Here is a 12157-nt window from a genome sequence, read left to right as displayed (position 1 = left end):
CGACGAGGTGCTGCGCGAGTTCGCCGTGCGGCTGGCCTCGAATGTGCGGGCCATCGACCTGCCGGTGCGCCACGGGGGCGAGGAATTCGTGGTGGTGATGCCCGACACCGAGCTGGTGGACGCCCACCGGATCGCCGAGCGCATCCGCCTGCACGTGGCTGGCTCGCCGTTCAGGGTGCGCGGCGGCGAGGAACTGCTCACCGTCACCATCTGCATCGGGGTGGCGGTCAGCCTGGGCGAGACCGACCGCCCCCACGCCCTGCTCAAGCGGGCGGACGAGGCGGTCTATGAGGCCAAGTCCAGCGGCCGCAACCGGGTCATCGCCCGGGCGGCCTGACACGAAAAACGCCCGGGCAAACCGGGCGTTTTCTTACCGATAACAACGATGTACGTGGGTTACTTGATCTTGCCTTCGCGGAATTCCACGTGCTTGCGCACGACGGGATCGTACTTCTTCATCACCAGCTTGTCGGTCTTGGTGCGGGCGTTCTTCTTGGTCACGTAGAAGAAGCCGGTGTCCGCCGAGGAGTTCAGGCGGATCTTGATTGAGGCGGGCTTCGCCATGGTCGGTCCTTGGGCGGGGCCAGGCGGAATCTCGCCGCCGGCGGGTGTTTGAAAGAGCGGCGGAAAATACGAATCCGCGCGCCAAAGTCAATGCGGCTCTACAGATGCACCGGCTTCATGGCGCCCGAGCGGAAGCGCAGGAAGGGTTTCGGCCGCGCCGGGTCCTTGCGCCGCTCCACCGCCTCGCGGATCATCATGCGGGTGACCGAGGGCAGGGGCAGGGCCAGGGCCTCGTCGAACTCCACCCAGGCGATCTCTTCCAGCTCGCCGCAGTCGGGCTGCCGATCCAGGCTGATCAGCCGTTCGGCGTCGGCCATCAGAAACCAGGTGTCGAAGCGCTTGCCGACCATCGGCGGGGTGATGGCGCGGGCGACGATGTCGAGCGCGTCCAGGTCGGGCAGGGCGCCTTGGGCCACGAACTCGCGCCAGGGGCCCACGGAGGGGCGCGGCGGGGCGGCGGTGGCCAGCAGCAGGCCGGCTTCCTCCCAGGTCTCGCGGATGGCGGCCAGGGCCAGGGCCTTGCCGCGGCCGCCCTTCAGGTGGGCCTGGAAGGTGGCCGCCACGTCGGGCCGAAGCTCGGTGGCGTGGGGGGCGTGGTAGTCCGAGCGGTCGATCCGGCCGCCCGGGAACACCCACAGGTTGGGCATGAAGCTGTGGCCGCCATGGCGCTTGCCCATCAGGACGCGGGGCTTACTCGCGTCCTGCCGCACAATGATCAGGGTGGCGGCGCCGCGGGGACGGACGGCGCGGGCGCCGGGAATGCGTGGCGGGCCCTCGGGCCTGCGGGCCACGGCTTCAAGTTCGGACATGAAACAACTGTATGACTTCCCCTGACGCCAAGGGAAGCCTCACCTAGAGCCTTTCCCGTTCAAATGGACCATTTGAACGGGACAAAAAGGCTCTAACTCAAATGTTTAGAGCATCTTTCGTCCGAAAACCGCGTCACACTTTTCGGAAGATGCTCTCGCGTCAACGGCCACGGCCTTTTCCCCCGCCCTTGCGGCCCGCGCCGCCGCCGCGTGGGCCGCCGCGCGACCCGCCGGGCCGGCCGCCGCCGCCCGGGCGATTGTCGTTGCGGGCGCGCATGCCCAGGCGCGGACGCGGCGCGTTGGGGTCGCCCGCCATAGGCTCGCTGATCATCTGGAACAGCAGGCCCCCGGTGATCGGCGTGGCCTCGGTGAGCTTGACGGTGACCGACATGCCCAGGGGCCAGCGGGCGCCGGTGCGCTCGCCCACCAGGGCATGGGCCTTGTCGTCGTGGACGAAGTACTCGCCGCCCAGGGTGGAGACCGGCGCCAGGCCGTCCGCGCCGGTCTCGGTAAGCCGCACGAACAGGCCAAACCGGGTGACGCCGGTGATCCGGCCGGGGAACTCCGCGCCCACCCGGTCGGACAGGAAGGCCGCCACATAGCGGTCGGTGGCGTCGCGCTCGGCGGCCATGGCCCGGCGCTCGGCGAAGGTGATCCGGTCGGCGGTGTCCTTCATCTGGGCGATGTCGCGCTCGGTGAGGCCGTCGTCCCCCAGGCCCAGGGCGCGGATCAGGGCGCGGTGCACGATCAGGTCGGCGTAGCGGCGGATCGGCGAGGTGAAGTGCGCGTAACGGCCCAGGTTCAGCCCGAAGTGGCCGATGTTGTCGGTGTTGTAGTTGGCCTGCATCTGGGTGCGCAGGACCACCTCGTTGACGATCTCGGCGTGCGGCGTGCCGCGGGTGTCGGCCAGCAGCTTGTTGAACCGGTCGGTGCGCGGCGCCTCGCCCTTGGTCCAGGGGATCGACAGGGTCTGCAGGAAGTCCACCAGCGCCTGCACCTTCTCCTGGCTGGGGGTGTCGTGGATCCGGTAGATCAGCGGCGTGCGCCTGGCCTCCAGGGTTTCGGCCGCGCAGACGTTGGCCTGGATCATGAACTCTTCGATCAACTTGTGCGCCTCCAGGGAGGGGCGCGGGTTGATCGAGGCGATCTTGCCCTCAGCATCGATGACGATCTTGCGCTCCAGGCTCTCGATGGCCAGGGGCGAGCGGATGTCGCGGCCCTTCTTCATGGTCGCGTAGCAGGCCCACAGGGGCTTCAGGACGGCCTCCAGCAGGGGCCGGGCCTTGTCGTCGGGTTGGCCGTCGGCGGCGGCCTGGGCCTGCTCGTAGGAGAGCTTGGCGGCGGAACGCATGAGGCCACGGGTGAACGTGTGCGACCGCTTGCGGCCGTCGGCGCCGAACACCATCCGCACGGCCAGGCAGGCGCGGTTCTCGCCTTCACGCAAGGAGCAGAGGCCGTTGGAGAGCCGCTCCGGCAGCATCGGCTCCACCCGGTCGGGGAAGTAGACGCTGTTGCCCTTGTCGCGGGCCTCGGTGTCGAGGGCCGAGTCCGAGCGCACGTAGGCGGCCACGTCGGCGATGGCCACCCAGGCGATCCAGCCGCCGGGGTTGCCGGGATCGGTGTCGGGTTCGGCGTACACCGCGTCGTCGTGGTCGCGGGCGTCGGCCGGGTCGATGGTGATCAGCGGGACGTCGCGCAGGTCCTCGCGGGCCTTCAGGGTCGGCGGCTGGGCGGCCTCGGCTTCGGCCTCGGCGGCCTGGGAGAAGCCCGTGGGGATGCCGTGGGCGTGGATGGCGATCAGGGAGGCGGCGCGGGGCTCGTCCTCGCGGCCGACCACTTCCAGGAGCTTGCCGCGCCTGGGGCCGTAGCGGGCCTCCGCCGTGCCCACCTGGGCCAGCACCAGGTCCCCGTCGCGCAGGGACTGGGCCTCGGGATCGGTGAGCAGCAGGCTTTCCTTGGTGCGGCGGTCCACCGGCTCCACGCGCACCTCGTGGCGGGATTTGCGGACCACGCCGAGGATGCGGTGGGCGCTCTGGCCCAGTTTCTTGATCAGCCGGGCTTCGAACTCGCCGGTCTCGAGTTGGGCGAAGCGCACCAGCAGGCGGTCGCCCACCCCCGGCGCCTGGCCGGCCTCGGCCTTGCGGTCGGGGGCCAGGGGCACCAGCGGAGCGTCCTCGCCCTTGGTGAGCTTGACCATCAGGTCGCCGTCGGTGTCGCGCTCGACCACGTCGACGACGCCCACCTCGGGCAGGGCGCCGGCCTGGGCGAAGCCGCGGCGGCCGCGGCGGCCCAGGGCGCCCTCGGCTTCCAGGGTCTGGAGCATGGATCGCAGGGCGCGCCGCTCCTCGCCCTTCAGGGCGAAGGCCGTGGCGATGGCGGCCTTGTCGGTCTCGCCGTGGTCCTTGATGTATTTCAGCAGGGTGTCGCGGTCAGGCAGTCCTTTGGGGATGCGGGACGGTCTGGGTGGTTTCGGCTTTGGCATAGGGGGTGCTTAGCACCTTTCGTGGGTGTCTTTGGAGTTGGGAAAAAAGGCTCGCGGACCTGGGCGCCGGCGGACCGGCAGCGCGTCTCGCGGCATGTTCAGCGCAATGGGCGCAAGGCTCATATAGGCGCTGCGATGGCAGATTGCACCCTCAGGCCGCAGGATCCCCCATCAGGAAGGCGGTGATGGCTGGAATGGCGTTGCGATCCTGGATGATGAACAGGTGCCCGCCCTCGAACATCCGCAGCGTCGCGCCGGGGATACGCGCGGCCATCTTCGCCTGGGTTTCCGGCAGCGCTATGCCGTCGTAGCGGCCGCCGGCCACCAGCACCGGGCAGGCGATCTGCGGCAGGCGGTCCCAGGTGTCGTGGCGACTGCGGGCCTCAAGCTGGCGGCGCGCGCCCATGGCGTGGCCAGGCTCGTCGGCGAAGGGGTCGGCGGACCCCAGGGCGACCAGCTGGGCGTAGGGCTCCGGATGGGCGGCGGCCCAGGCCGCGTCGCGGCGGGTATCGCTGATCGGGATCAGGTGGCGGGCGCGGGCCTCGCCCTTCAGGTGGCCGATCTCGTGGAACGGGAAGGAGGCGCCGCCTTCGCCGCCGGGCGACGTACAGACCAGCGCCAGGCGTTTCACCCGCCGGGGATGTCGCAGCGCCAGCTCCTGGGCCACCATCCCCCCGAAGGAGACCCCGACCACCAGGGCGCTCTCGAGGCCCTGGGCGGTCATCAAGCCGGCGGCGTCGTCGGCGTAGTCGGCCATGGCGTAGTCGGCGTCGGGCTTCTGCGACCGGCCCAGGCCACGCTGGTCGTAGGCCAAGAGGTCGAAGGACCTGGCGAGGGGCCCGTCGAAGACGTTGGGCTTGTTGCGCAGGTCGCCGCCAGTGCCGGAGATGAACAGCAGGGGCGGCCCCGAGCCGGACCGCTCGCAGTAGAGGTCGAGACCGTTGGCCTGGGCGAAGGGCATGCTCAGGCCTCGACGGGGATCTTCTTCCTGGCCGCGGGCTTCTTCGCGGCGGCCTTTTTCCTGGCCGGGGCCTTCCTGGCTGCGGCCTTGGGCGCCGGGCTGGCCTTTGCGGCCCGGGCAGGCTTCTTCTTGCCGCCGGAGGGCTTGGCCGCGCGCTCGGCCAGCAGCAGCACGGCCTGCTCCAGGGTCACGTCCTGGGGGTCGGTCCCGCGGGGCACGTTGGCGTTGGTGGCGCCATGCTTGATGTAGGGGCCGTAGCGGCCAGAGAGCACCCGCACCGGCGCGCCGTCGCCCGGGTGGGCGCCCAGGTCCTTGAGCGCCGAGGATTCCGTGCGCCGGCCAGCGCGCTTCTCGGCCAGCAGGTCGACGGCGCGGTTCAGGCCCACGTCGAACACCTCCTCGGCGCCCGAGAGGTTCGCATAGGTGCCGGCGTGCAGGACGAAGGGCCCGAACTTGCCGATGCCGGCCAGGATCGGCTGGCTGTCTTCGGGGTGCAGGCCCACTTCGCGCGGCAGGCGCAGGAGCTTGAGGCCCTTCTCCAGGTCCATGATCTCCGCCGACCAGCCCTTGGGCAGGCTGGAGCGCTTGGGCTTGTCGCCTTCGCCCAGCTGGACGTAGGGGCCGAAGCGCCCGGACTTCAGGAAGACCACGAGACCGGTGTCGGGGTCCTCGCCCAGTTCGCGGTCGCCGGAAGGCTGGTCGCCGTCCTCGGCCTGGCCGATGGGGCGAGTGTAGCGGCACTCCGGATAGTTGGAGCAGCCGACGAAGGGCCCGAAGCGGCTGGTCTTCATGCTCAGCCGGCCCTCGCCGCAGGTGGGGCAGGTGCGCGGGTCGGAGCCGTCGGCCTTCGGCGGATAGAGGAAGGGGGCGAGCGCGCTGTCCAGATCGTCCAGGACCTGGCGGGTGGTGAGCCCGAGAATCTCCTCGGTCTTGGGATGGAAGTCCTTCCAGAACTCCCGCAGCAGCACCTTCCAGTCGAGTTCGCCGGCGGAGACCAGGTCGAGCTTCTCCTCCAGGTCGGCGGTGAAGTCGTACTCCACGTACTTGAGGAAGAACTCCTCGAGGAACACCGTGACCAGGCGTCCCTTGTCCTCGGGAATGAACCGGTTCTTGTCCATGCGGACGTAGGCGCGGTCGCGCAGCACGCTGAGCACGGAGGCGTAGGTGGAGGGCCGGCCGATGCCGAGCTCTTCCATCTTCTTGACCAGGCTGGCTTCGGAATAGCGCGGCGGCGGCTCGGTGAAATGCTGGTCGGTACGCACGGCCAGCGCCCGGGCCGCGGCGCCCTGGGTCACCTGGGGCAGGCGGCCGCTCTCCTCGTCGTCAGCGTCGTCGCGGCCTTCCTCGTAGACCTTCAGGTAGCCGTCGAAGAGGATCACCTGGCCGGACGCACGCAGGCCGGTCTTGCCGTCGGCGCTGTCGAGATCGATGGTGGTGCGCTCGATCCGGGCGGACTCCATCTGCGAGGCGATCATCCGCTTCCAGATCAGTTCGTAAAGCCGGCCGAGGTCGCCCTCCAGCCGCAGCGACCCGGGATTGCGCCCCAGGCTGGTGGGGCGGATCGCCTCGTGGGCTTCCTGGGCGTTCTTGGCCTTGGTGGAATAGAAGCGCGGCTTCTCCGGCACATAGTCGCGGCCGTAGACATTGCCGATCACAGCGCGGGCCTCGTCCAGGGCCTCGGGCGCGGTCTGCACGCCGTCGGTGCGCATGTAGGTGATCAGGCCGACGGTCTCGCCGCCGATGTCGATGCCTTCGTAGAGGCGCTGGGCGGCCTGCATGGTGCGCTTGGCGTCGAAGCCGAGCTTGCGCGAGGCCTCCTGCTGCAGGGTCGAGGTGGTGAAGGGCGGGGCAGGGGAGCGGCGGCCGGGCTTCTTCTCCACGGCCGTGATCGTCAGGGTGGCGGCCTGCACCGCCGCGCGGGCGGCGAAGGCGGTGGCCTCGGTGTTGAGGTCGAACTTGGTGAGCCGCTTGCCCTCGTGCCTGGCCAGCCGGGCCACGAACGGATCGCCGCCGGCGGAGACGTCGGCTTCCACCGTCCAGTACTCCTGGGTGTTGAACTTCTCGATCTCGATCTCGCGGTCGACCACCAGCCGCAGGCACACCGACTGCACCCGGCCGGCCGAGCGCGAGCCCGGCAGCTTGCGCCACAGCACCGGCGATAGGGTGAAGCCCACCAGATAGTCCAGGGCGCGGCGGGCCAGGTAGGCGTCCACCAGCTCCATGTCGATGGCGCGCGGATTGCGCATGGCCTCGGTGACGGCGGCCTTGGTGATGGCGTTGAACACCACCCGCTGGACGGTGGCGCCCTTGATGGCCTTCTTCTTGTTGAGCACCTCCAGCAGGTGCCAGGAGATCGCCTCGCCCTCGCGGTCGGGGTCGGTGGCCAGGATCAGGGTGTCGGCGCCCTTCAGGGCCTCGGCGATCGCCGACAGATGCTTGGCGGCCTTGGCGTCCACGTCCCAGGACATGGCGAAGTCGTCGTCGGGGCGCACCGAGCCGTCCTTGGCCGGCAGGTCGCGGACATGGCCGTAGGACGCCAGGACCTTGTAGTCCGACCCCAGGTACTTGTTGATGGTCTTGGCCTTGGCCGGGCTCTCGACGACGACGACGTTCATGCAGGTGATATGGGGGTCCGGAGGCTTCGCGGCGGGGCGAAAAGAGGCGGAAGGTGGGGGTGGGGCCCGGGCCCTGTCAACGGCCCTTGGCGGCGCCGTCTGGCGAGCCCCTTAAGGGGCTCATGCTTGCGTCACCATCCCGCCGGGCAGGAGATCGGCCCGTCCGGCCAGGGAAAGTTCCACCAGGGCGGCGAATACGGCCGGCGCCGGGGCGCCTGTGGCGCGGACGATCTCGTCGCGGGAAACCGGCGTCGGTGACAGCAGCGCGGCGACCCGTTCGCGGAGCGCATCGTCCGGATCGAGGCCCGGCGCGCCGCGGTAGGTCCGCTCGGGTTCGCGGAAGCCGCGCAGACCCTCGATGGCCCGCAGCACGTCCTCGGCGCCCTCGCACAGGGCCGCGCCCTGGCGGATCAGGTCGTTGGTCCCCCTGGCGCGGGGGTCCAGCGGCGATCCCGGCACCGCCAGCACCTCGCGGCCCTGCTCGGCGGCCAGGCGCGCGGTGATCAGCGAGCCGGAGCGCAGTTCGGCCTCCACCACCACCACGGCCCGGGAGAGGCCGGCGATGATCCGGTTGCGGCGGGGGAAATCGCGGGCGACCGCGGCGCGGCCGGGCTCGCTCTCGGAGACCACGCAGCCGTCTTCGACGACCCGCGCATAGAGCCCGGCGTGCTCGGCCGGATAGATGTCGTCCACCCCGCCGCCCAGCACCGCCACCGTGCCGGTGGGAAGGGCGCCCTCGTGCGCCGCGCCGTCGATGCCGCGGGCCAGGCCCGAGATCACCACCAGCCCCGCCTGACCGAGTTCGGCGGCCAAGCCTCGGGCGAACCGCTGGCCGGCGGCAGAGGCCACCCGCGCGCCGACGACGGCCACGGCGGGCTTGTCCAGCAGGTCGATGCGGCCGCGGGCCCAGATCAGCGGCGGCGGGGGATCGAGGGCGGCCAGCGCCTGCGGGAATTGCGGCTCGCAGGCGCAGATCAGTTGCGCGCCAAGCGCCGCGCCGTCGGCCAGTTCCTGGTCGACCTGCGCGTCGGTGGCGACCTTGAGCCCCGCCATGCGCCCGCCGCGCCGGGCCAGGTCGGGCAGGGCGGCCAAGGCCCGGCCGGCGTCGCCAAAGCGGCCGATCAGCTGGTCGAAGGTGACCGGGCCGACGTTCTCGGTGCGCGCCAGCCGCAGCCAGTCGCGCCGCTGGGCGTCCGAGAGGGCCTGGATCACCGGGCGGTCTTGGCGGGGCCCAGGCGGGGCTCCTCGCCCTTCGCCAGGCGGCGGATGTTGGGCAGGTGGCGGACGTAGATCAGCACCGCCATGGCCAAGGCCAGCAGAACGATGGGCGTTGGCCGCCCGAGCAGCAGGGCGAAGACCGGGGCCAGAGCCGCGGCGGTGAGACCGGCCACGGAGGAGATGCGGAACACCAGGGCCATCAGGATCCAGGCGGCCCCCGCCGCCAGCCCCACCGGCCAGGCGGCGGCCAGCAGGGTCCCGAAGAAGGTGGCTACGCCCTTGCCGCCCTTGAACCCCAGCCAGACCGGGAACAGGTGCCCCAGGAAGGCCGCGCCGCCGGCCAGGGCGGTGAGCACCGCCTGGGCCTCCGCCGGACGGTCTCGGGTGACCAGCCAGGCGACCAGCACCGCCAAGGCGCCCTTGCCGCCGTCGCCCAGCACGGTCAGGGCCGCCAGGCCTTTGCGGCCGCTGCGCAGCACGTTGGTGGCCCCGATGCTGCCGGAGCCGATGGCCCGCGGATCGCCCGCGCCCGCGGCCTTCATCACCAGCACCCCGAACGGGATCGAGCCCAGCAGGTAGCCGCCGATCAGAGCGGCGGCGATCCAGGTGGGATCAAGGTCTGCAAGCATGAACACGCTCCCCTGTATGCCGGCGACTGCCTCAGGCCTGATAGACCGTGCGACCGTCCACCAGCGTGCGCAACACCTGACCCTGCAGCCGGCGGCCGTCGAAGGGCGAGTTCTTGGATTTCGAGATCAGCTTGTCGGCGTCGATGATCACCGGGGCGGAAAGGTCGCAAAGCACCAGATCGGCCGGCGCCCCCTTGGCGATGCGGCCCGCGGCCAGGCCCAGCAGGTCGGCGGGGGCCGAGGTCACCGCCCGGATCAGGTCGATCAGCGGGATGCGGCCCTCGTGGTGGAAGGCCAGCAGGGCCGGCAGCAAGGTCTGCAGGCCCACGGCGCCCGGCGCCGCCTCGTCGTAGGGCAGGCGCTTGTCCTCGGCCGGCGCCGGGGCGTGCGCCGAGACGACTATCTGGATCAGGCCGGACGCCACCGCCTCGATCACCGCCTGACGGTCGTCCTCACTGCGCAGCGGCGGCTCGACCTTGCAGAAGGTGCGGTAGTCGCCGATGTCGATCTCGTTGAACGACAGGTGGTTGATGGAGGTGGTGGCGACCACCGGCAGGCCGCGGTCGAGGCCACGCTTCAGGCTCTCCAGGGCCGCGGCGGTGGTCACCTGGTCGACGATCAGCCGCGCGCCGGTCAGCTCCACCAGGGCCAGGTCGCGCTCCAGCATGATCTTCTCGGCGATGGCCGGGACGCTGGGCAGGCCCATGCGGCCGGCGAACTCGCCCTCGCTGGCCGCCGCGCCGGCCGACAGCCAGGGATCGGCCGGGCGGTGGGCCACCAGCACGCCGAAGGACTTGGCGTAGCTGAGCACCCGGCGGAACACCCTGGAGTCGACGATCGGCCGGTCGGCGTCGGTGATGTAGAGGCAGCCCGCCTCGGCCATCAGCCCGATCTCGGCCATCCGCTGGCCAGCCGCGCCCCTGGTGGCGGCGCCGGCGGGATAGACGTTGACCAGCTTGATGTCGCGGGCGCGGCGCAGGATGAAATCCACTACCGAGGCTTCGTCGATCACCGGGTCGGTGTCGGGCTGCAGGACGATGGAGGTGACGCCGCCGGCCGCCGCGGCCAGGGCCGCGGACTTCAGCGTCTCCTTGGTCTCCGCCCCCGGCTCGCCGGTCTTGACGCGGATGTCGACCAGGCCGGGCAGCAGCGCCTGGCCGGCGCCGTCGATCACCTGGATGTCAGGGGACAGGGCGCCCAGGCCGCCGCCACGAGCCACATCGGCGATAACGCCCTCGGTGACGATCACCGCGCCGGGGCCGTCGTAGCCGCTGGCCGGATCGACGATGCGGACGTTGGTGAAGGCGGTGGGGCGGACGCTCATCGGTCGTTGTCCAGCCGGGCGGCCAGCGAGGTCAGCACCGCCATGCGGGCGGCGACGCCCATCTCCACCTGGTCCTGGATCAAGCTCACCGACAGGTCGTCGGCCACGTCGCTATCGATCTCCACGCCGCGGTTCATCGGCCCCGGATGCATGACCCGCACGTGGCCGGCGGCATGGGCCAGCTTCTCGCGGTCGAGGCCGAAGAAGCGGAAATACTCCCGCTGGGACGGCGCCATGACCCCATCCATCCGCTCGATCTGCAGGCGTAGCATCATCACCACGTCGCAGCCGGCGATGCCCTCGCGCATGTCGTGGTGGACCGCGGCGCCCCAGCGGTCGGCCTGCGCCGGCATCAGGGTGGGCGGCCCCACCAGCCGGACCTCGGCGCCCAGCATCTGCAGGAGGGCGACGTTGGAGCGGGCGACGCGGGAATGCAGGACGTCGCCGCAGATGGCCACCTTCAGGCCGGCGATGCGGCCGAAGGCGCGGCGCATGGACAGCGCGTCCAGCAGCGCCTGGGTGGGGTGTTCGTGCTGGCCGTCGCCGGCGTTGATCACCGAGCAGGTGACCTTCTGGGCCAGCAGGGAGGCGGCCCCCGACGAGCCGTGGCGCACCACCAGCAGGTCCGGCTGCATGGCGTTGAGCGTCACCGCCGTGTCGATCAGGGTCTCGCCCTTGGAAATCGACGACGAGCGCGGGCTCATGTTGACCACGTCGGCCCCCAGCCGCTTGCCGGCCAGCTCGAAGGAGCTCTGGGTGCGGGTGGAGTTCTCGAAGAACAGGTTCATCAGCGTCCTGCCCTTGAGCAGGTCGAGCTTCTTCGAGGTCTGGCGGTTGAGCGCCACGAAGCCGTCGGCGAGGTCCAGGAGGTTGGACACCTCAACCTCGTTCAGATCAACGGCGGACAGGAAATGGCGCTGGGGGAACGGGAAGGTCCTGCCGAGGACCTCGTTCAGACCGGGAGGGGCCGTAGTCATTAAAGCGCCGTCTTAGGGGACGCCGCGCGGCAAGGGAAGCACCCCTTTGCTTGAGCGCCGCCGCGGCCCATATGAGCGCGGGCGGCGTCGCCGAACTCACAGACATTCGAGGGAATACCCATGAAGGCAGACCTGTACGCGTTCGTCGGCGCCTATTCGCGCGGCCTGGACACGATGAGCCACCTCCTCGCCAAGGGCGCCAAGTTCGCCGAGGCCGCCGGATCGAGCGAGGCGGAAATGCTGGAATGGCGCCTGACCGAGGACATGATGACATTGCGAGGCCAGGTGCAGACGGTGCGCAACTTCGCCATGCAGTGGCCGGCGCGGGCGGCGGGCCTGGAAATTCCGGCGGGGATGGCCGAAGGCCTCGACCTCGCCGGGCTGCAGGCGGCCATCGCCGAGGCCAAGACCTATCTGGCCGGCCTGAAGCCCGAGCAGTTCGAGGGGCGCGACGACCAGCCGCTGACGGTCAATATCGGCCAGATGGAGCCGACCTTGCCCACGGCGCAATGGCTGCCGGGGTTCGCCACGCCGAACTTCTATTTCCACCTGAGCATGGCCTACGCGATCCTGCGGGC

Annotated in this window: 11 protein-coding genes; 2 read left to right on the top strand and 9 right to left on the bottom strand. The window is 70.7% G+C overall.

Annotated elements, in window-relative coordinates; translation table 11 throughout:
* A partial coding sequence (locus tag ACLL81_RS03320; protein ID WP_411286924.1) for a diguanylate cyclase occupies positions 1–337 on the top strand: 337 nt, incomplete at its 5' end.
* 59 nt (positions 338–396) lie between these two features.
* Here ACLL81_RS03320 and rpmG read toward each other — a convergent pair.
* The 9 genes from rpmG to ACLL81_RS03275 all read right to left on the bottom strand — a co-directional run bounded on the left by rpmG (position 397) and on the right by ACLL81_RS03275 (position 11579).
* On the bottom strand, positions 397–564 hold the full coding sequence (gene rpmG, locus ACLL81_RS03315; protein ID WP_111458827.1) for a 50S ribosomal protein L33: 168 nt from the start codon (positions 562–564) through the stop codon (positions 397–399).
* A 98-nt stretch (positions 565–662) separates the two neighbouring features.
* The gene (locus tag ACLL81_RS03310) at positions 663–1373 is read right to left on the bottom strand and encodes an NUDIX hydrolase (protein WP_411286923.1); all 711 of its coding nucleotides are present in this window, start codon (positions 1371–1373) and stop codon (positions 663–665) included.
* Positions 1374–1533: 160 nt separating this feature from the next.
* On the bottom strand, positions 1534–3855 hold the full coding sequence (rnr, locus tag ACLL81_RS03305; protein WP_411286922.1) for a ribonuclease R: 2322 nt from the start codon (positions 3853–3855) through the stop codon (positions 1534–1536).
* A 151-nt stretch (positions 3856–4006) separates the two neighbouring features.
* Positions 4007–4816 (bottom strand): alpha/beta fold hydrolase, encoded by an 810-nt coding sequence (locus ACLL81_RS03300; protein WP_411286921.1) that lies wholly within the window; start codon positions 4814–4816, stop codon positions 4007–4009.
* A gap of 2 nt (positions 4817–4818) precedes the next feature.
* Positions 4819–7431: a type I DNA topoisomerase gene (gene topA, locus ACLL81_RS03295; protein ID WP_411286920.1), complete on the bottom strand. Its 2613-nt coding sequence runs from the start codon at positions 7429–7431 to the stop codon at positions 4819–4821.
* A 120-nt stretch (positions 7432–7551) separates the two neighbouring features.
* On the bottom strand, positions 7552–8643 hold the full coding sequence (gene dprA, locus ACLL81_RS03290) for a DNA-processing protein DprA (RefSeq protein WP_411286919.1): 1092 nt from the start codon (positions 8641–8643) through the stop codon (positions 7552–7554).
* Positions 8640–9278 carry a glycerol-3-phosphate 1-O-acyltransferase PlsY gene (plsY, locus tag ACLL81_RS03285; RefSeq protein WP_411286918.1) on the bottom strand — a complete coding sequence of 213 codons (639 nt, stop codon included), beginning with the start codon at positions 9276–9278 and terminating at the stop codon, positions 8640–8642. The genes dprA and plsY overlap by 4 nt, the downstream gene beginning before the upstream one ends.
* A gap of 31 nt (positions 9279–9309) precedes the next feature.
* A complete protein-coding gene (gene pyrC / locus ACLL81_RS03280; RefSeq protein ID WP_411286917.1) occupies positions 9310–10602 on the bottom strand; it encodes a dihydroorotase in 1293 nt (430 codons plus the stop codon).
* Entirely contained in the window at positions 10599–11579 is a 981-nt protein-coding gene (locus tag ACLL81_RS03275; RefSeq protein ID WP_411286916.1) for an aspartate carbamoyltransferase catalytic subunit, read from the bottom strand. Before ACLL81_RS03275 ends, pyrC begins: the two co-directional genes overlap by 4 nt.
* Positions 11580–11699: 120 nt before the next feature.
* Here ACLL81_RS03275 and ACLL81_RS03270 point away from each other — a divergent pair.
* On the top strand, positions 11700–12157 hold a 458-nt coding region (locus ACLL81_RS03270; protein ID WP_411286915.1), incomplete at its 3' end, for a DUF1993 family protein.

It is taken from the genome of Phenylobacterium sp., assembly GCF_046590535.1.
Taxonomy (GTDB): domain Bacteria; phylum Pseudomonadota; class Alphaproteobacteria; order Caulobacterales; family Caulobacteraceae; genus Phenylobacterium.
Note: the sequence above shows the minus strand (reverse complement) of the source record. Positions and strands in the feature narration are given on the sequence as shown.

Bases quoted from the DNA above. Each gene is read 5' to 3' on its own strand.
- plsY (WP_411286918.1), bottom strand. From the start codon at position 9,278: ATGCTTGCAGACCTTGATCCCACCTGGATCGCCGCCGCTCTGATCGGC.
- topA (WP_411286920.1), bottom strand. From the start codon at position 7,431: ATGAACGTCGTCGTCGTCGAGAGCCCGGCCAAGGCCAAGACCATCAAC.
- ACLL81_RS03275 (WP_411286916.1), bottom strand. From the start codon at position 11,579: ATGACTACGGCCCCTCCCGGTCTGAACGAGGTCCTCGGCAGGACCTTC.
- rpmG (WP_111458827.1), bottom strand. From the start codon at position 564: ATGGCGAAGCCCGCCTCAATCAAGATCCGCCTGAACTCCTCGGCGGAC.
- pyrC (WP_411286917.1), bottom strand. From the start codon at position 10,602: ATGAGCGTCCGCCCCACCGCCTTCACCAACGTCCGCATCGTCGATCCG.
- ACLL81_RS03310 (WP_411286923.1), bottom strand. From the start codon at position 1,373: ATGTCCGAACTTGAAGCCGTGGCCCGCAGGCCCGAGGGCCCGCCACGC.
- rnr (WP_411286922.1), bottom strand. From the start codon at position 3,855: ATGCCAAAGCCGAAACCACCCAGACCGTCCCGCATCCCCAAAGGACTG.
- ACLL81_RS03300 (WP_411286921.1), bottom strand. From the start codon at position 4,816: ATGCCCTTCGCCCAGGCCAACGGTCTCGACCTCTACTGCGAGCGGTCC.